Genomic DNA, 18,628 nt, shown 5'->3' on the forward strand with positions numbered 1-18,628 from the left:
TCCAAGAGGTGTGCGCGTGACCCTCATAAGCACCACGCACGGCACGCTGCGCGGCACCACCGAGGCCGGTGTGGCCATCTTCCGCGGCATCCCCTACGCCGCCGCACCGACAGGCCCGCTCCGCTTCCGCCCGCCGGCACCCGTCACCCCCTGGGACGGCGTCCGCGACGCCACCGCCTTCGGACCCACCGCACCGAAGAACCCGTACCCCGCGCCCCTGGACGAGCTGCTGCCCGACCCGGACATCCCGGGGGAGGCCTGCCTCAACCTCAACATCTGGACCCCCGCACCCGCACCAGGCAGAACACGGCTCCCCGTCATGGTGTGGATCCACGGCGGATCCCTGCGCAACGGCTCATCCGCCCTGCCCACCTACGACGGGACCAACTTCGCCCGCGACGGCGTCGTCCTCGTCTCGATCAACTACCGCCTCGGTGTGGAGGGATTCGGCGTCTTTCCCGACGCCCCGGCCAACCTGGGGCTGCGCGACCAACTGGCCGCACTTCATTGGGTGCGGGAGAACATGGACGCCTTCGGCGGCGACCCGGAGAACGTCACCGTCTTCGGCGAATCCGCCGGTGCCATCAGCATCGCCGCGCTGCTGGCGAGTCCCTGTGCCGAGGGCCTCTTCCACCGAGCCGTACTGCAAAGCGGTGCGCCGACAGCGATCCCGGCGGCGCGGGCACGAGCCACCACCGAAGCAATGGCCCGCCACCTCGGAATCGCGCCCACAGCCGAGGCCTTTGCGCGGCTGGACCGGGCCGAACTCCTTGCGGCTCAGGCGGTCGTCACCCGCGGCGGCAACCCGCTCACCGGCGGGACGGGCTTCCACATCGTCATCGACGGCGACGTGGTGCCCGAAGATCCGGCCACCGCGCCGGCCCAGGGCGCCGGAGACGGGATCGACCTGATGGTGGGCACCAACACCGACGAATACCGACTGTGGTTCGTCCCCGGCGGACTCATGGACCGCATCAGCCGTGTGACGCTGCGGGCAGCCGTGCTGAAGCACCGAGCACCGTGGCGGTCCCCACGGGTCTACCGAGCCGCACGCCCCGCCGCCTCACCGGGGGAGATTCTGGGGGCCATCGCCACCGACAAGCTGCTGCGCATCCCGCTCAACCGCCTCACCGACGCGCGCGTCGGCCGGCCCGGCCGCACCTTCTTCTACGAATTCGCCTGGCCGTCCCCGGTACGTGAACTCGGCGCCTGCCACGCCCTGGAGATCGGATTCGTCTTCGACACCCTCGACTCACCCGACACCCGCGCCCTCACGGGGGACGCGGCTCCACGCGCCCTGGCCGGCACCATGCACGCCGCGTGGATCTCCTTTGCGGCCAAGGGAGACCCCGGATGGGACGAATGGAACGAGGAGCGACCGGTGATGACCTTCGGCACGGACGGCTCAGGAGGCTCGGAACTGGTGCGGGCCCCCCGGGACGAGGAACGCCGCCTATGGGGGTGAGCGGCTCCCGGCAGAGTCGGCCGTAGTGAACGGCGTCCTCGGCGGGCGACACCCGGGGTGCGCATTTCCTGGGTGCAGCGCGCCCCCTCTCGCCGCCACACCAACGCGCAGCGGCGTCCTAGCCTCGACACATGGACACGGACGAGGGACTGGCCCCCGAGAACGCGCTGGGAGATTTCCTGCGCGCTCGGCGCTCCCAGCTGCGCCCCGAGGACACGGGTCTGCCCGCCTCCGGCCGGCGCAGGGTGCCCGGACTGCGCCGCGAAGAGGTCGCCACGCTCGCAGGTGTGAGCACCGACTACTACACGCGCCTGGAACAGGGCCGCGAACGGCGCCCCTCCCAGCAGATACTCGAAGCCGTCGCACGAGCTCTGCACCTGGACGACGAAGCGGTGGCCCACCTGTTCTGCGTGGCCACCCCGTCCACCCGCCGGACGCGCCGCGCGCCCCGCCGCGAACGCGTCTCCCCGCACCTGCGGCGACTCCTCCAGACCTGGAGCGACACGCCCGCTTTCGTCCTGGGCCATGCCCTGGACGTCCTGGCCCACAACCGGCTCGCAGGCGCCCTGTACGCGGACTTCGCCCACTGCGACAACCTGCTGCGCATGACGTTCCTGGATCCGGCCGCGCACGGCTTCCACCGCGACTGGGACAGGGCTGCCGCATCGTGCGTGGCCGCACTGCGGCAGTCAGCCGGCATCGACCCCGATGACCCGCGACTGCGGGAAATCGTCGGCGAACTGTCCTTGAAGAGCGCCGACTTCCGCGTCCTTTGGGCCCGCCACGACGTGCGCGGCAAGACGCGCGAGGCCAAGCTCTTCCACCACGCCCAGGTCGGCGACCTGGAACTGCACTACGAGGCCTTCACCGTCAACAGCGCCCCCACGCAGCAACTCGTCGTCTACCAGGCCCAGCCCACCAGCACTTCCGCCGACGCCCTCGCCCTCCTCGGCTCGCTCAGCGCCGGCCCCGTGCCCGCACCGGACCCCGCGATGGACACCGAGTGACGGTGCGACGCCGAGGAGCGTCGGCGGCGCACCGTCGCGCTGCTGGTGCCCCGCCCGCAGGCCGCCCGGACACTCCTCTACTAGGTTGGGGGCATGAGCGACAGCACTCCCTTGGGAGAGTTCCTCAGGGCCCGGCGTGAATCCCTCAAGCCGCAGGATGTGGGCCTGCCGGAGCACGGCCGCAGGCGGGTGCCGGGGCTGCGCCGCGAGGAGGTCGCCATGCTCGCGGGCGTGAGCTCCGACTACTACATGCGCCTGGAACAGGGCCGCGAGAGCAGCCCGTCGCCCCAGATGATCGACGCGGTCGCCGCCGCCCTCCAGCTCGACGCCGAGGCACTCGACCACCTGCGCAGACTGACCCGGGCATCTCATGAGCGCCGCAGCATTCCCGCAGCCGCAGGTCACGACCGGATCAGCCGCCAGCTCCTCCAGCTGCTCGACAGCTGGCCCGACACCCCCGCCTTCGTCCTGGGACCTGCCCTGGACGTCCTGGCGCACAACGCGGTCGCCGCGGCCCTGCACAGCGGATTCCAGCGGTTCGACAATCTGGCCCGCATGGTCTTCCTCGACCCGGCCGGACGCCACTTCTACCGGGACTGGGAGAAGGCCGCGAGCTCCTGTGTCGCCGAACTCCGTTCCGCCTACGGATACGACCCCGGCTCCCCGCGCCTCACCGAGGTCGTCGACACGCTCGGTGCGAAGAGCCCGGAATTCGCCGAGCTGTGGGCGCGGCACGAGGTGAAGGGCAAGACTCAGCAGGCGAAGAACCTTCAGCACCCTGAGGTCGGCGCTCTGGAGATCCAGTTCTCTGCCTTCACGGTCAACGATGCCCCGCATCAGCAGCTGGTCGTCTACCAGGCCGAGCCGGCCGGCGCCACCGCGGCGGCCTTCGTGGAACTTCGTTCCCGGGCCGATCGCGGTACATCCGAGCGGACGGACCAGGGCGAGCCCGGACGCGCTGTCAGCGACACCTGACTTCTGCCGGACACGCCGTCGATGCAGTGACGGTCATAAGCAGGCAGGCACAGCAAGCAGGCATGGACATGGTCAGGATCCCTCCCGGGCACGCTCGTCCCCCTCGCGGTAGAGCACCAGATGCTCGTGGAAGAGAACGCCGTCGTGGATGTCGCCAGTGGCCGTGAAGCCGGTGTCGTCGACGTAGTCGAGGTGGTCGCCGGTGACGGTGTAGCGGCCGGTGTAAGCGCTCCGGCGGTCGCCGCGGGCCTCGTCGTAGCGGCCGTTCGGCAGCAGTTCCTGGCGGATGTAGCCGTCCGCGGTCACCCACATCCCGATGTAGGGGTGCGGGTCGCGGGGCGTGTCGTTGCTGGTCATGGCTCCAGAGTCGGCTCGGCCGCCGACAGCAACCAGGCCGCCGTCTCCCCAGGTGAGCGTTTCCTGGGTGCCACGCACCTGGGGAGACGGCGGCCTGGTTCCGAACCGGGCGCACAGCAAACCTGGAGTGCAGGCACTGGATCGACGGCGACCGCATCGGCTTCTGGACCGACGAAGCCTCTGTCCGCCGTACCAAAGGAAGGCCAGCATGAACATCAACGACACCGCCGACACAGCCGGCACCGCCGACACAGCCGGCACCGCCGACACAGCCGGCACCGCCGTGCTCGACCAACTCCGCCGCCGCCCCGCCGGCGAACGGCGCATCCTGTTCACCGGCGCGACCATCGTCACCATGGACCCCGGACTCGGCGTCATCGACCGCGGCGACCTCCTCGTCGAGGGAGACACGATCACCGCCGTCGGGCCCGGCCTCAGTCCCGGCGACGCCGTGGTCGTCGACGCCACCGGCACGATCCTCACCCCCGGCTTCGTCGACACCCACCGGCACGCATGGCAGGCCCAGCTGCGCCGGATCATGCCGGACGTCGACGACCTCGGCGGCTACGTCATGGCCACCCTGGCCGGCCACGCCACGGTCTACCGGCCCGAGGACATGTACATCGGCACCAGGCTGGCCGCCCTGACAGCGATCGACAGCGGCATCACGACGATGCTCGATTTCTCCCACAACTCCCGCACCCCGGAGCACTCCGACGCCGCCGTCGAAGCCCTCCGCGACACCGGCATCCGCGGCGTGCACGCCTCCATGGGCCCGCACTTCGGTGACTGGGACCAGCAGTGGCCCGGCGACCTGGCCCGCATCAAGGACCGGTACTTCAGCAGCGACGACCAGCCGCTCACCCTGCGCCTCGCGACCCTGGCCACCGACCAGATCGCCGGACCGGCGCTCGCCTACGGTCCTGAACTCGCCCGTGTGGCAGCCGACTTGGGCATCGGCGTCAGCGTGGACGCCGTCTTCGGCACCTCCTCCTCCGAGGCCGTGCTGCGCTGGGCCAAGGACGGCATTCTCGGCCCCGACGTCACCCTCATCCACTCCACCGGACTGACCTCCGAGGCATGGAAGGCCATGGGGGAGACCGGCACCACCGTGGCGCTCGCCCCCACCTCCGAGGCACAGATCGGCCTGGAGACCGCGATCCCCGCCGTCGACGAGGCGCTGTCCGTCGGTATCCGTCCCGGACTGAGCATCGACGTCGAAGTCGCCCTGGCCAGCGACATGTTCACGCAGATGCGGGCCCTGCACGCCATCCAGCGGATGCGCGCGGTCAACGCCGCGTACGGCGCCGATCAGCAGCCCTCCCGCATCACCACCCAGGACGTCCTGGACTTCGCCACCCTTCAAGGCGCCCGCACCAACGCCTTGGCCGCCGTCACCGGCTCCCTCACCCCGGGCAAGAAGGCCGACCTGTTGGTCATCCAGGCCGAGGACCTCAACAACATGCCCCTCAACGACCCGATCGGGACGGTCGTGCTGGGCTCTGACGCCCGCAACATCAGCGCCGTCCTCATCAACGGCGAGCCCCGCAAGTGGAACGGCCACGTCCTCGACGTCGACCTGTCCGCCCTGCGCACCGCGGTCCAGGCTTCACGCGACCACGTACTCACCGCCTCGGCCGCGTGAGAATTGCCTCTCTGAGCAAGTCGGCCCCCGAGTCGCGTCCATCCGGGATCATGAAGCATGCTCCCGGATGACTGGCAACTCACCGAAGACGTCGACGACTTCCTCGCCCGAGCCGGAGACTTCCTGCGTTCGCGCCCCGCCCTGCACAACACGCCGCTGACGGACATCGAGAAGCTGCGAGCACGCGGAGCAGACGTACCCGGTGCCGAAGCCACCGTCTTCGGCCGACTGGAGTCAGGAGGCGAGGTCCGCGCCCTCTTCTATCGCACACCGCACGGCCGCCTGGGCCTCACCCCCCTCTCCGCCGAGCATGCCGGCAGCCTCGCCGCCCGCCTGGCCGGCTTCGGCCGCTCCCCGTCCAACGTCATCGCGGACCACGACACCGCCACCGCTTTCGCCGAGGCATGGCAGCGGCGCACGGGCGCGGCGCCGGTACCGTTCTGGCGGACTCACCTTTACCGTCTCGGCACGCTCACCCCGCCGCAGCCGCACCCACAGGGCCGGGGCCGCCTCGCGGGCGAGAAGGACGATGAGCAAGTCGTGCGCTGGTGCCGTGAGTTCTGCGTCGATGTCGCGGAGACCGTTTCCATGGACGCCATTGACGCCGGCTCCTGGGCCGACACGCGTTTTGCGGACAAGCACTTCACCTTCTGGGAGACCCCGGACGGCATTCCCGTCTCCATGGCGGGCTCGACGCCGATGGTCGGCGGCATGGTCCGGGTGGACCCCGTCTACACCCCGGCCCACGTCCGGGGGCGCGGCTACGCGGGCGCCGTGACGGTCGAGGTGAGCAGGGCGGCGCTGACCGCGGGCGCGACGGACGTGGTCCTGTTCGCGGACCCGGCCAACCCCACCAGCAACGCCCTTTACCAGCGCATCGGTTACGTCCACGTCGCCGACTTCACCGGGTACAGGTTCTCCTACGTGGCACCGGAAGCAGGCAAGGAATAGGACCTCGCGATCACGGCCCGGAATCCGGTGTGGGATCGGTGGCCGAGGTCCAGGGGCGTGGGGCCCGGCCTGCCGGGCCCCACACCCCCGTGTCACTTCGGCAGACCGGCCGAATCGGTTGCCCACTGGGTGTTGGGCTGTGCGGCGAGGCGGAAGGTGAGGGACCCGCCCGTTCGGAGGAGACCGGCACCGACCCAGGACTTCTGATGGGGCCGTCCGTTGAGACGTACGGCGTCCACGTAGACGTGGGTGGCGTCGGCGTCGGCGGCGTTGATCGTGATGTCCCGGTGGCCGGGTCGGTCCAGCACCGCGGTGGGGAAGACAGGTGTGCCCAGGAGGAGAGACCCGCTGCCCGGCGTCTGCGGATACAGGCCCAGGGCGGAGAAGACGTACCAGGCGGACATGGTGCCCAGGTCGTCGTTGCCCGGCAGGCCGGCCGGGCCGGTGCCGTACACCGTGTCGACGATCTGACGCACTGTTGCCTGAGTCTTCCAGGGCTGTCCCAGGGCGTTGAAGAGCCAAGGGGCATGGATGCCCGGCTCGTTGGTGGGGTCGTAGCGCAGCGGGTCGCCCCCGCGGACCGACCAGGAGCCGTCCGGCTTGTGGAAGAAGCCGTCCAGGCGGGCAGCGGCCACCTCCCGGCCGCCCATCGCCTCCGCGAGACCCTGCACGTCCTGCGGCACCATCCAGGTGTAGGTGGCGCTGGTGCCCTGCGCGAAGCCGAGGTCGCTCGCCGGGGTGAAGGGAGTCACCCAGGAACCGTCCGACCTGCGGGCCTGGATGTAGCCGGTGTCGGGGTTGAAGACGTTGCGCCAGTACGCGCCGCGCTCGGTGAAGACCTCGGCCTCGGTGTCCCGGCCCAGCAGTTTCGCCCACTTGGCGAGCGCGGAGTCGGCGACGGCGTCCTCCAGGGTCTCGGCGGCACCGCCCCAGCAGTGGCACACGTCCTGAGCGGCGTAGTGCGAACGCAAGTACTGGGCCAGGTTGGGGCGTTGACCCACGCACTGGCCCGGGCAGCCGGCATCCGACTGCCCGTCGGGGTGGGGCACCGTGGCCTGGCGGACGAGCGAGTCGAAGGCGCCCTCGTAGTCGAAGTTGCGCACCCCCATGGCGTAGAACGTGGCCAGCGTTGCCGCGGACGGGTCGCCGGTCATGACGTGGGTGGCGCCGCTGATGTGCACCCAGCGGTCCCACACGCCGCCGTTCTGCTCGGCGAAGTTGTAGAGGGACTGCGCGAAGTCACCGGCCACGGCGGGCTTCAGCAACGCCAGCAGCTGGATCTGCGCCCGGTACTGGTCCCAGCCGGAGAAGTTGCTGTACTGCGCCCGCTGTCCGCGCGCCAGTCGGTGCACGGCTTGGTCCATGCCCCAGTAGCGGCCGTCGGTGTCGCTGATCAGGTTCGGCTGCATGAGGGAGTGGTAGAGCGCGGTGTAGAAGGTCCGGCGGCGCGCTTCACTGCCGCCCTCGATCCGGACGGTGCTCAGCTCCCGGTCCCAGGCCCGCGCTCCGGCCGCGGCCACGTCGGCCACCCGCGCGTGCGGCGCTATCTCCTCGCGGAGGTTGGCCTCGGCGCCGTCGAGGCTGACGTACGAGATGCCGAGCCGCATCCGGACATCGTTGTCGGAGCTCGTGTCGAAGCCGACCCAGCCGCCGGAGCCGCGACCCGCGCGGTCCGCTCCCGTCGCATATCCCTCACCGCCGGAAGCGGTTGTCGAGCCGGGAGAGAGGGTGCCGTCCTTCCAGGTGCCGACCGACGAGAAGGCGCGGTCGAAGGAGGCGCTGAAGTAGAGCTTGTAGTAGCTCTTGCGGTTGTTGACCCCGCCGTTGGCACGACGGCCGCAGAACGCGCCGGTGAGCACCCATCCGGTCACCTTGCGGTGGGCGGCATCGATGTCGACGTGTGAATCCGCGCTGCCGTTGAGGGAGTTGGAGACGCGGAAGAGGAGGTTGGCCGCCCGGTCGCTCGGGAACGTGAAGTCGGCGATGCCCGCACGCTCACTGACAGCGAGGTCGGCCTTGGCGCCGGTCTTCAGACCGAGGGTGTACCGGCCGGGGGTGGCCCGCTCGTCGGCGTGGCTGAAGTCGGCGGCGTAGACGGCGTCCTTGGTGTCCGCCGAGGGGGAGGAGGTGACGTCCCCGACGAACGGCATGATCGGTACGTCACCGGCCGCACCGGGGTTGCAGCCGGCGCCGTTGACGTGCGTCAGGCTCAGGCCGCGGATGCGGGTCGCGTCGTACTGGTAGCCGTTGGCCGCCCCGGTGCTGGTCTGGTCGCCCGTCGTGCTCGTCGGGGACCAGGCGATCATCCCGTACGGGAGGGTGGCACCGGGATAGGTGTTGCCGCCGTTCGCGGAGCCGATCAGCGGGTCCACCAGAGCGGAGGGGTGCTCGGCGGGCAGGTCTGCCGCCGAGGCCGGGAAGGGTGCGGCCACGGCGAGTGCGGTGGCCAGCAGAGCGGTCACGGTTCTGGTGCCGAAGCGTCTTGCCGTGCACGGCCGTTGAGGACGCATGGGAGCAGTCGCCTTTCGCAGAGGGGCACATGAAGGACAGGAGAACGGGGCCTGCCGTGAACATCCGGCACAGCACGACTACTGACCGCGCCCAACGCTAGGAGAAGGCCCGGAGGGAGGAGAGTGGCTCGTGCGTTGTGGCGGTGAAGGCGGGGTGAACGGTGCGGATGCTTTGCCGTACACATCAAGCGCCCGTCCCTCAGCCCTTCACCGCCCCCGAAGTGAGGCCTTGGACGATGTGGCGGCTGGCGAAGGCGAACAGGAGCATGGTGGGCGCGATGGTGAGCACGGCCGCCGCGGACATCGAGCCCCAGTCGATGTTGAAGCTGGAGATGAAGCCGTTCAGGGCCGTGGGGACGGTCTTGTTGCTGTCGCTGTTCATGAGCGTCACCGACAGGAAGAGCTCGTTCCAGCAGTTGACGAAGTTGAAGATGAACGCGGCGACGATGCCGGGGCGCATCACCGGCAACAGGACCCGGAACAGCGCCGCGAACCGCGACAGGCCGTCGATCATGGCGGCCTCCTCCAGCGCGTCCGGGATGTTCTCGAAGAAGCCGCGCAGCATCACCGTGCAGAACGGGATGCACACCGCGATGTAGACGAGGATCAGGCCGAGCCGGTTGTCGACCAGTTGCAGGTCGGTCATCAGCAGGTACAGCGGTCCCAGCGCGATGAACGACGGGATCATCTGGGTGACCAGCGCGGCCATCAGCAGAGCGGACTTGGTGCGGAACTCGAAGCGGGCCAGCACGTACGCCGAGAGCATCGAGATCGCCGTGGCCGTCGCACCGGCGACGGTGGAGACGATGAGGCTGTTGGTGAGATAGGTCCCGAAGTCGGCCGTGCCGAACAGGCCGCTGTAGTTCTCCAGGGAGAACCGCTCGGGCCAGTAGGCGAGCGGGAAGTGGAAGATGTCGCCCGGTGCCTTGAGCGAGGTGACGGTGATCCAGTAGAGGGGGAAGACGGTGAACAGCAGCCACACGCCGAGGAAGGTGAACTTGACGGCCCGGCCGGCCCTGGACTCCTTGCTGATCACGGCCTCACTCCCTTCTTCTCGCGCGTGGCCATGAGGAAGAACACCGCGAACACCAGCAGCGCGGCCACCACGAGGAGGCCGAGCGCGGAGGCTCTGCCGTAGTCGCCCTGCTGAGTGATCTTGATCATCCAGGTGGTCACGATGTGCGTCTCGTTGTTCGGCCCGCCGCCGGTCATGCCGAAGATCAGGTCGGGGAAGTTGAAGATCCAGATCACCCGCAGCAGCACGGTCAGTGCCAGCGTGGTGCGGATGTACGGGATGGTGATCTGGAAGAGCGTGCGTGCCTTGCCGGCGCCGTCCAGTGCCGCCGCCTCGTAGAGCTCGTCGGGGATCGACTGGAGCGCGGCCAGGATCATGATCGTGAAGAAGGTGACGCCGTACCAGATGTTGGCGATGAGCACCGCCACCATCGCCGTCTTCGGGTCCGCCAGCCAGGCGATCGGCTCGTCGATCAGACCGGCCTTCTGCAGCAGGTCGTTGACGACGCCGAACTCGCTGTTGAACAGCCAGCGGAAGAGGATGCCGATGAGGAATCCGGAGATCGCCCAGGGGAAGAAGATCAGCGCCTGGTAGAGGCCGCGGAAGCGGAAGCGGCGGCGCAGCCACAGGGCGAGGGCGAAACCGATCACCAGCTGAGGGACGATCGAACCGACCACCCAGACAGCGGTGTTGCCCAGTACGGTGCCCCAGGCGGGGTCGGCGAAGACGTCGCTGAAGTTCTTCAACCCGACCCAGGAGGTGTCGGTCAGGTCGGTCAACTTCCAGTTACGGAAGGCCATTTGGCCGCCCGCGATCATGGGGTAGTAGGTGAACACCGCCACGAAGACCGCGGCCGGCGCCATGAAGGCGGCGATCTGCAGACCGCGGCGGGTGGTGAACTCCCGTCGGCGGCCCCCGTGGGGGAGACCTCGCTTGCCGGAGGCCTCCCCACTGCCCGGTGCCGTCGTCTTCGTCGCCGTTGTGGACGTGACGGACATGTCTACTGCTCCTGCTGCCACTTCTCGGTCCAGTACGCGTCCCAGCCCGCGACCAGCTTCTTGGGCGTCGTCTTGCCGAGGATCAGCTTCTGCACGTCGGCGTCGGCCTTCTGCTGCCACTCGGCCCACCAGGTGACACCGCGCGGCTGGGTGACGACCAGGTACTTGTCCGGTTGCTCGGTCATGGTGACGTAGCTCGCCCAGGGCCCGGACTTGTAGAAGGGGTCGCTGGTCGCCGACTTGAGGATGGGCACCAGGCTGTTCTTCTTGGTGAACGTCGTCGACGCCTCGCCCTGGGAGAGGAACTCGACCAGCTTGACGGCCTCGGCCTTCTGCTTGCTGCCCTGGGCGACACCCCACCCGGCGGTGGCCAGCGGCTGCACGGTCTTGCCGCCGGGCCCGGCCACGAGCGGCGCGGTGCCCCACTGGCCCTTCGAGATGGACTTCGACTCCGAGACGGTGGCGATCACTTCGGGGTCCTGGAGCAGGAACGCCGTGGAGCCGTTCGAGAACGCCTCGACCATCTCCGGGTAGCCCCAGGCGACGGACGACTTGGGGGACGCCTGCTTGAAGAGCTTGAGGTAGTTCTCCATGGCGTCCACTGCCTCGGGGGCGGAGAAGATCGTACGGCCGCTCTTGAGCTTGAAGCCGTTCGCCGGATCGACCTGGTCGGCGAGGTAGGCCTCGATCGCGGCGGTGGCGTTGCTGTTGGAGTTGGCGCCGCCGCGGAAGGCGTAGCCGTAGCGGCGTTGGGACGGGTCGTGGATGGCGGCGGCCTGCTCCAGCAGCTCCTGCCACGTGGCCGGCGGCTTGCTGAAGCCCGCCTTCTTGATCAGGTCGGTGCGGTAGAAGAGGCTCAGGCCGTAGAAGCCGTACGGGACGAAGTACGTCCTGCCCTTGGCGTCCTGCGAGGCCTTGACGGCGTTCTCCGTCATCGCCTCCCAGCCCTTCCAGCCGCCCAGGTCCTTCTTCATGTCGTAGAGCCAGCCGTTGTTCGACCAGGGCCCGACGGTGATGTCGCGGACCTCCAGGACGTCCACCCCGCTGCCGGACTGAAGCATCTGCTGGAGCTTCTGGTCGGCCTGCTCGGTGGGCGGGGAGACCAGGTTGACCTTGATCTTGGGGTTCTGCTGCTCGAAGTCGGCTATGAGGTCCTTGAGCAGGTCGGTGCGGGTCGGGTTCGTCAGGCTCTCGACCATGTTGAGGGTGACTGTTCCGCTCGCGCCGGGGCTCATGGTGGAACAGCCGGTCAGGACCATCGCGGCGGCGGTGCCGAGCGCGAGAGCTGCCGTCCTTCTTCTCATTGTGCTGACCTCTTCCCTGAGTTTTCTCGGGCCCAGTTGCCGAGGACGGGGACGCATTCCTCGGCGAAGTACTCGTAGTCGGCGGCGGTGTTGTAGACGTGGGCGGACAGACGCAGGTAGCCGATGCCGTCGAAGCTGGTGAAGGCCGCCTCCACGCCCAGTTCGAGGGCCACCCGGTCGCGCAGTGCGTCCGCCTCGATGCGGTCGGCGGCGAGTCCGTCCGGGAGGCGCACCAGGCGCATGCCGGGAACGGGCATGCCGACGTCGACCGCGCTGTCCGCGCCGGTCGGTTCGGCGAGTGCGGTGCCGATGACATGGGCGCCGTAGTCGGCGAGCTCGTCCATGTAGCGGCGGGCGGCGGGCCAGCCCCAGGTGCGCTCGATGAAGGCGAGGGACGTCGGCGCGGCGAGGTAGGCCGTGGCGTCGACGGTGCCCTGCTGGTCGAAGCGGTCGGGGTAGGGATCGGCAGCGGCCCAGGAGTCGATGAGGGGGTGGAGCCGGTCGCGCAGCGGGCCGCGGGCGACCAGGGCAGCCGTGCCGCGCGGGGCGCAGCCCCACTTGTGCAGGTTGCCGGTCCACAAGTCGTAGGTCGCGTCGGCGAGCGGCGCGTCGAGCAGGCCGGGCGCGTGCGCGCCGTCGACGAGGACGGGGATGCCGCGCCTACGGGCCTCCGCCCCGATGCGCTCCACCGGCAGCCGTCGCGCCGTCGCCGAGGTGATCTGGTCGACGACGACGAGTTCGGTGGCGTCGCCGAGTTCAGCGGCCACGGCTTCGTACGCCTGGTCCTCGTCCGCGTCCAGCGGCACCCGGGCGGTACGGACCCGGCCGCCCCAGCGTCGTGCCAGCCGCTCGGCACCCATCGTCACGGCTCCGTAGCCGTGGTCGGTGACGACGATCTCGCCGCCGGGACGCAGGGTGAGCGCGGCGTAGACGACACTCGCGCCGGCGCTGGCGTTCGGAACCAGGGCGAGGTCGCCGGGACTGACGCGCAGGAAGTCGGCGAGTTCGACACGGGTGGCGGCGAGCCGCTGGGGGAGCGCCGGGAACCACACCACGGGTGAGCGTTCCATCTCCACGCGCAGCAGTTCCTGCCGTTCCTGCGCCACCAGCGGAACCGCCCCGAAGGAGCCGTGGTTCAGGTGCTTGAGGGCGGGATCCAGCGACCACGCCCGGTCGGCGGGCCGGCCGTCGGCCAGCAGCAGGGAGCGCGGCGCGGTGGTCACCTCGGTCTCGCTCACAGGACTCCACATCTGGGCAGGGCGGGGCCACGGAAGATCAGACTCCGCCGGACACATCTGATGAGTCGGCATCCTGCACCACCTTTCTTGGCGGAAACAAGGGTCGTACAGTGAAAGTCATCAGATGACTTTCGTATGACGCGCATCCGACACATCTGAGACTCGCTACAGTGCTCCGAGGGGACGGCGGCATGATCGCCGGCCCGTCAGGGGAGGAAGAGGGGACGGATGTCCGCAGTCGAGAAGGCGTTCCACGGCCTACGGCACATGATCGGGACGGGGCGCCTCGGTCCGGGCGAGCGCATTCCGCCCGAGGGCGACCTGTGCGAGGAACTGGGCGTCTCACGGGGCTCGCTGCGCGAGGCCGTACGGATGCTCGCCGCCCTGGGCGTCATCGAGCCGCGACACGGCTCGGGCACCTACGTCTCACAGCTGAGGCCGGAGGACGTGATCGGCAGCCTCTCCCTGACGCTCGAACTCCTCCCGCTGTCGGGCCTGTTGGAGGTCTACGAGATCCGGCGCGTCCTGGAGGCCCACGTGGCCGCCCAAGCGGCGGCGCGCTGCACACCGGAGAGCGTGCGCACGCTCTTCTCCCTCATCGAGGACATGGAAGCCACGAGCGACCCCACCAAAGCCTCCGAACTCGACCACCGCTTCCATGCGGAGATCGCCCGCGTAGGCGGCAACCCCACCCTCGCCTCCCTCCTGGCGGTCTTCCGCGCCCGCTCCCGCAAGTACCAGATGTTCACCCTGCCCGAGGGCCCTGACCTGCGTAGGAAGAGCGATGACGACCATCGCGTCCTGGCCACCGCCATCGCCGACCGCGACCCCGTCGCCGCGGCCGGCGCGGCGCAGGCGCATGTCGCGCAGACCGAGCGCTGGCTGCGCGCGTTCATGCCGCCGGTGGAGGAGACCGACAACACGGACTGACTGTCGGGGATGGACGGCCGGCCCATGTGTTCCGTTTCGTCCTCTGGCCAACGCGCGTAGATCGCGGGCACCATTCTTCCCGCACCACCTGCACAGCCGCCTTCACGAAGCATGGCCCATCGCAGGAAGGTCCCCAGATGAAGGTCCCCCAGGCCTTGAGGCTCCGCTCGGTCCTGACCGCCCTCACCCTCGTCATCGCCCCCGGCGCCGCCGTCATCGGCACCGCCGGCGAGGCCTTCGCCGTCACCAAGATCAGTCACGCAACCGCGACCTCCATGTTCCAGCAGGTCGGCATCACCTGGTCGTCGTCCGGGAACTGCTCCAACCGCAACAACCCCACGTGCACGTCCTTCGACCAGCTCAACCTGGCCACCGCCCAAGGCGCACAGACCCTCAAGCGCGCCAGCGGCTGCGCCCTGAACATCACCGGCGGCACCGAGACCGGGCACGCGTCCGGCACGTACTCGCACTGGAACGGCTACAAGCTCGACTTCAGCAAGTACACCTGCGTCGGGAACTACATCAAGAACAACTTCACCTACATAGGCCCGCGCGGCGACGGCGCACCGCAGTGGCGTTCCGGCTCGGGCAACATCTACGCGGACGAGGGCAACCACTGGGACGTCCTCTACTACAACTGCGGTGGCTGCTGAAGCCTGCACCGCACACTGCATGGCTGCCGCCGTGGGGTTCCTCGGCGGCAGCCTCCGCAGGAGGCATGACGGTCAGGGGCGCTCCGCAGCAGTCAACGCCTCCAACGCGCCCGCCTGGGTGCGCCAGTCCGACGGGTTGGGAGCGGCGCCGGACCAGCGCTGGCCCAGGCGGTTCAGGGAGTCGCGGTCGTTGACCCAGATCGAATCGGCCTGCCTCTCGGCGTACGCCCTGTAGGCGGCTGATCCGGTGGCGTCCGCCAGGTCCGCCAGGTGGCGCATGAAGATTCCCTTGAACTGCTTCTGGTTGTCGTCGCAGGAGTTCGTCGCGATGTCACATGACTCGGTCAGAATGCCGTCGCGGGTGAGCGCCGGCGAGGAGATCGCGGTGTCGGCCAGGCGGGTGGCCGTGTCCAGGTAGCGGCCGTTCCCGGTGGATCGCCACAGTTGAGTGAAGGCGCCGATGGCCAGGCCCTGGTTGTAACTCCACACCGTCTGGCCGTTGTTGGCGCAGCCCGTGGTCAGCCCGTCGTTGATCAGACCCGCGGAGTTGATCATCCCGCTGGCGAGGTACCAGTCCGCCGCCGTGACCGCCCGGTCGCCCCACAAGGTGTCGCCACCCATGCGCTGGTGCAGTGACGTGGTGAGCCACAGGTACAGTCCGTTGGTCACCGCGTTCTTGTACGTGCGCTCCCGGTCCCACCACACACCGCCACCACAGGTGCTCGGGTCCCAGAACTCGTGGACGTAGTCGGTGATGGTGACCGCCTCGTCCAGATACCGGCGCTCGCCGGTGTAGTCGTACGCCGCGATCCAGGCCACCGCCCACCAAGCCGCGTCATCGACGGCGCGGCTGATGAAGTGGCCCTCGATCGCATCCGAACTGCGCACGCCCGCCGGGAAGACGCCACGGTTCTGCTCGAAGGTGCGAGCGATCACCCAGTCGTAGTCGTGCCGCCCGGTCCGCTCGGCGAAGTCGATGACCGAGGTGAGCGCGACGGCCGAGTTCCACCAACTGCTGTGCCACCAGCCTTCGTTGGTGTGGTACGACGCCATCAGTGCGTCCGCTGCCGCGCGCGCCCGGGTCGGCGCGGGCCTCGCCCATGCCGTGCAGCTGCCCTCCTGGTGCGAGGCCTCACGGCCGCACGCGCGGACCGCCCCGCCGTACAACAGGCCACGCGGGTCCCGGGTCGCGAACATGGCGGTCCGGGCCGAGGACGCCCCGGACGGCACGCCCTTACGGCCGAGGGAGGAGCCCTCGGGCCAGCTCGCGCCGGCGTCCCAGGAACGGTCGAGCCAGATCTCGTCGCCCGCGCCCCCGCTCTCGATCACGCCCCAGGCCATGCCGCCCCGCTGGTCGAGGTGGAGGCTGATGGTGCGGCCGAAGAGGGTGGTCGAGGGGACCGGGGTGTCGTCGCCGGACGCGGTGGCGGGATCGGCGCCGTCGCAGGAAGTGCCGTCGCAGACCTGCGGGTACACCCAGTCGGTGCAGTCGACCGCGCCGGCGTCGCCGCAGGCACGGATCCAGCCGCGCCGGTGACCGGCCGGGTCGGAGACGTTGTACATCAGCGTGCGGGTGCCGGTCCATGTGTCGGGGATGCTCGCCTTGCCGAGCAGTGGCTCCCAGGTGGTGCCACGGTCCCAGGACCGGTCGAGCCATACCGAGTCACCGCGCACACCAAGGTCGATGCTTGCCCAAGCCATGTTGTCGGGGTCGGAGACGTGCAGTCGCAGCACGCGACCGTTGATGTTCTTGTCCGGCACAGGGAACGTGTCCTGATGCGCCTTCGCCGGGTCCAGGGTGTCGCATGCCAACGCGCAGACGGCCGGCGCCGCGTGGGAGGGCGTGGGCAGGGCGACCAGTCCGGCGAGGGCGAGTGCCAGGACCAGGAGCCCGGTCCATGTGCGATGTCTCCGTGCTGGCATGACGAGGTACCCGCCCTTTCTCCGTCAGGGGCGTGCAGGGGGTGTGACCTTCCGTGCGCCGCGAACGCGTCTGCTACGGCGCCGTGTTGAGCAGATCGAGGGCGCTCTGCTGCCGTGCCGCGTCCACCTTGTCGAGCGGGCCCGACCAGCGCAGTCCGTACTGATCGAGGGCGTTGCGGTCGCTCGTGTGGGCGCGGTCCGCCTGGCGTTGCAGATAGGTGGTGTAGGGGTGGTCCGACAGGGCGGCGTTGAGTCTGCCCAGTCCGCGCACATGCGCGCCCTTGAAGGACGGCCCGTCGGCGCCGCAGTCGCCACCCTCGCAGGGGTCGCGCAGGATGCCGTCGGCCGTGTGGAGGGAGGACGTTGTGGTGGCGGCGTTGGCGATCTGCCGTGCGCGGGTGAGCAGTGCGCCGTCCCCCGTGGCCCGGTGCAGCTCGGTGAGGGCGCCGAGCAGGACCCCTTGGTTGTAGGACCAGACCGGCTGCCCGTTGTTGCGGCAAGTGGCCAGGTCGATACCGTCGTTGACGAGATTCGAGCCGTTGATCATGCCGGTGCCCTGGAACCAGGACCAACCGGCACGGGCCCGCTCCCGATACGTCGTGTCGTCCGGGATCCGGTTGTGCAGGGCCGCGTTGAGCTGGATGTAGAGGGAGTTGGCGATGGCGTTCTTGTAGGTCTTCGCCGTGCTCCACCACACTCCGCCGCCGCAGGTGCTGTCCCAGTACGCAGCCATGTGGTCGGCGTCGGTGCGAGCGGTGTCGAGGTAGCGGCGGTCGCCGGTCAGGTCATACGCGGCGACCCACGCAAGCCCCCACCATCCGGTGTCGTCGATGTAGTCGTTGCGGAACTGCCCGTCCTGCGCGTTCACATTCAGGTCGTAGGTGCGGGAGATCGCGTACGAGTAACTGCCCATCCCCGACACACGGATGTTGTCGATCACCGAGGTCAGGGCATTGGCGAAGTTCCACCACCCGGTGGTGTCGAACAGGCCGGTCGAGTAATTGTAGAAGGTCATCAGGCCGGTGGCCGCCGCGGTGCGTCGATCGCCCGCGTTCCAGGTGGTGCGGGCCCACGAGGTACAGGCGATCTCGGTGCGATCGCCTGCTTTGCCGCAGGCACGCAGGGCACCGATGCCGTGGTTGTTCCAGTCGTCCACGTTGTACATGAGCGTGCGCCAGCCCCGTTGACCCGAGGGAACGGTGGTGTCGCCGAGCTTGCTGCCGGAGCTCCAGGTACGGCCGCCGTCGAAGGAGCGGTCGAGCCACACCTCGTCGCCCGGGCTGCCGTTGCCGAGGGACGCCCAGCCCATCGCGTCGGCGTCGTCGAAGTGAAGGAGGATCGACCGCCCGTGGACGGTAGCCGTCACCGGCGTGCGGTCGTCGGGGGAGAGGGCGGGGTCACGGGCATCGCAGTACTTGTTGCAGATGGCTGCGGTCGGGGTCACACCGACGGCGGACGTTGTGTGAAGGGTGAGGCCCACGAGGAGCGCCAGGGCGAACCCCGCGGCCGACCGTCGGACGGAAAAAGACCTGTGGTTCCTTCGTACGGGAGTCATGGGGCCTCCCTGCCAGGCAACGCCTGCTGAAGGTTGAATGTGAGAGCGCTCTCAGAAGGTAATGGCGGGGAGTGGGAGCGTCAATGGGCCTGGTGCGTAAGG

15 protein-coding genes are annotated in these 18,628 nt (G+C 69.3%); 7 read left to right on the forward strand and 8 right to left on the reverse strand.

From position 1 onward, the window contains the following. The first annotated feature begins 16 nt into the window (after nucleotides 1-16). The 3 genes from OG254_RS47595 (at nucleotide 17) to OG254_RS47605 (ending at nucleotide 3,447) form a co-directional block, all read left to right on the forward strand. A complete protein-coding gene (locus tag OG254_RS47595) occupies nucleotides 17-1,465 on the forward strand; it encodes a carboxylesterase/lipase family protein (protein ID WP_405594267.1) in 1,449 nt (482 codons plus the stop codon). A gap of 131 nt (nucleotides 1,466-1,596) precedes the next feature. After that, nucleotides 1,597-2,472 (forward strand): helix-turn-helix transcriptional regulator, encoded by an 876-nt coding sequence (locus OG254_RS47600; protein WP_405594269.1) that lies wholly within the window; start codon nucleotides 1,597-1,599, stop codon nucleotides 2,470-2,472. A gap of 93 nt (nucleotides 2,473-2,565) precedes the next feature. Beyond that, a complete protein-coding gene (locus tag OG254_RS47605) occupies nucleotides 2,566-3,447 on the forward strand; it encodes a helix-turn-helix transcriptional regulator (protein WP_405594271.1) in 882 nt (293 codons plus the stop codon). Nucleotides 3,448-3,519: 72 nt separating this feature from the next. Here OG254_RS47605 and OG254_RS47610 read toward each other — a convergent pair whose 3' ends face one another. Next, nucleotides 3,520-3,804 carry an Atu4866 domain-containing protein gene (locus tag OG254_RS47610; protein ID WP_405594273.1) on the reverse strand — a complete coding sequence of 95 codons (285 nt, stop codon included), beginning with the start codon at nucleotides 3,802-3,804 and terminating at the stop codon, nucleotides 3,520-3,522. Between the two features lie 208 nt (nucleotides 3,805-4,012). On the opposite strand from OG254_RS47610, the gene OG254_RS47615 reads away from it, so the two are divergent. Then, the gene (locus OG254_RS47615; protein WP_405594275.1) at nucleotides 4,013-5,449 is read left to right on the forward strand and encodes an amidohydrolase family protein; all 1,437 of its coding nucleotides are present in this window, start codon (nucleotides 4,013-4,015) and stop codon (nucleotides 5,447-5,449) included. A 57-nt stretch (nucleotides 5,450-5,506) separates the two neighbouring features. Beyond that, on the forward strand, nucleotides 5,507-6,400 hold the full coding sequence (locus OG254_RS47620; RefSeq protein WP_405594277.1) for a GNAT family N-acetyltransferase: 894 nt from the start codon (nucleotides 5,507-5,509) through the stop codon (nucleotides 6,398-6,400). A gap of 92 nt (nucleotides 6,401-6,492) precedes the next feature. Here OG254_RS47620 and OG254_RS47625 read toward each other — a convergent pair whose 3' ends face one another. The 5 genes from OG254_RS47625 to OG254_RS47645 form a co-directional block, all read right to left on the reverse strand. Next, a complete protein-coding gene (locus OG254_RS47625) occupies nucleotides 6,493-8,910 on the reverse strand; it encodes a GH92 family glycosyl hydrolase (RefSeq protein ID WP_405594279.1) in 2,418 nt (805 codons plus the stop codon). Between the two features lie 199 nt (nucleotides 8,911-9,109). After that, nucleotides 9,110-9,946 (reverse strand): carbohydrate ABC transporter permease, encoded by an 837-nt coding sequence (locus tag OG254_RS47630; RefSeq protein ID WP_405594281.1) that lies wholly within the window; start codon nucleotides 9,944-9,946, stop codon nucleotides 9,110-9,112. Continuing rightward, nucleotides 9,943-10,923, reverse strand: coding sequence for a carbohydrate ABC transporter permease (locus OG254_RS47635; RefSeq protein WP_405594283.1), 981 nt, complete (start codon nucleotides 10,921-10,923; stop codon nucleotides 9,943-9,945). The genes OG254_RS47630 and OG254_RS47635 overlap by 4 nt, the downstream gene beginning before the upstream one ends. Before the next feature lie 2 nt (nucleotides 10,924-10,925). Continuing rightward, nucleotides 10,926-12,227 (reverse strand): ABC transporter substrate-binding protein, encoded by a 1,302-nt coding sequence (locus tag OG254_RS47640; RefSeq protein ID WP_405594286.1) that lies wholly within the window; start codon nucleotides 12,225-12,227, stop codon nucleotides 10,926-10,928. Further along, nucleotides 12,224-13,465 (reverse strand): aminotransferase class V-fold PLP-dependent enzyme, encoded by a 1,242-nt coding sequence (locus OG254_RS47645; RefSeq protein ID WP_405594288.1) that lies wholly within the window; start codon nucleotides 13,463-13,465, stop codon nucleotides 12,224-12,226. Before OG254_RS47645 ends, OG254_RS47640 begins: the two co-directional genes overlap by 4 nt. A gap of 228 nt (nucleotides 13,466-13,693) precedes the next feature. Between OG254_RS47645 and OG254_RS47650 the strand changes: the two genes are divergently transcribed. Together OG254_RS47650 and OG254_RS47655 are read left to right on the forward strand one after the other, a co-directional pair. Further along, nucleotides 13,694-14,395 (forward strand): FadR/GntR family transcriptional regulator, encoded by a 702-nt coding sequence (locus OG254_RS47650; protein ID WP_405594290.1) that lies wholly within the window; start codon nucleotides 13,694-13,696, stop codon nucleotides 14,393-14,395. Nucleotides 14,396-14,532: 137 nt separating this feature from the next. Beyond that, nucleotides 14,533-15,048, forward strand: a complete 516-nt coding sequence (locus tag OG254_RS47655; protein ID WP_405594292.1) for a hypothetical protein — start codon at nucleotides 14,533-14,535, stop codon at nucleotides 15,046-15,048. A 72-nt stretch (nucleotides 15,049-15,120) separates the two neighbouring features. Here OG254_RS47655 and OG254_RS47660 read toward each other — a convergent pair whose 3' ends face one another. Beyond that, entirely contained in the window at nucleotides 15,121-16,971 is a 1,851-nt protein-coding gene (locus OG254_RS47660) for a glycoside hydrolase family 76 protein (protein WP_405594294.1), read from the reverse strand. Nucleotides 16,972-17,044: 73 nt separating this feature from the next. After that, nucleotides 17,045-18,526, reverse strand: coding sequence for a glycoside hydrolase family 76 protein (locus OG254_RS47665; RefSeq protein ID WP_405594296.1), 1,482 nt, complete (start codon nucleotides 18,524-18,526; stop codon nucleotides 17,045-17,047). Nucleotides 18,527-18,628: the final 102 nt, after the last annotated feature.

Source organism: Streptomyces sp. NBC_01092, assembly GCF_045039535.1.
Taxonomy (GTDB): domain Bacteria; phylum Actinomycetota; class Actinomycetes; order Streptomycetales; family Streptomycetaceae; genus Streptomyces.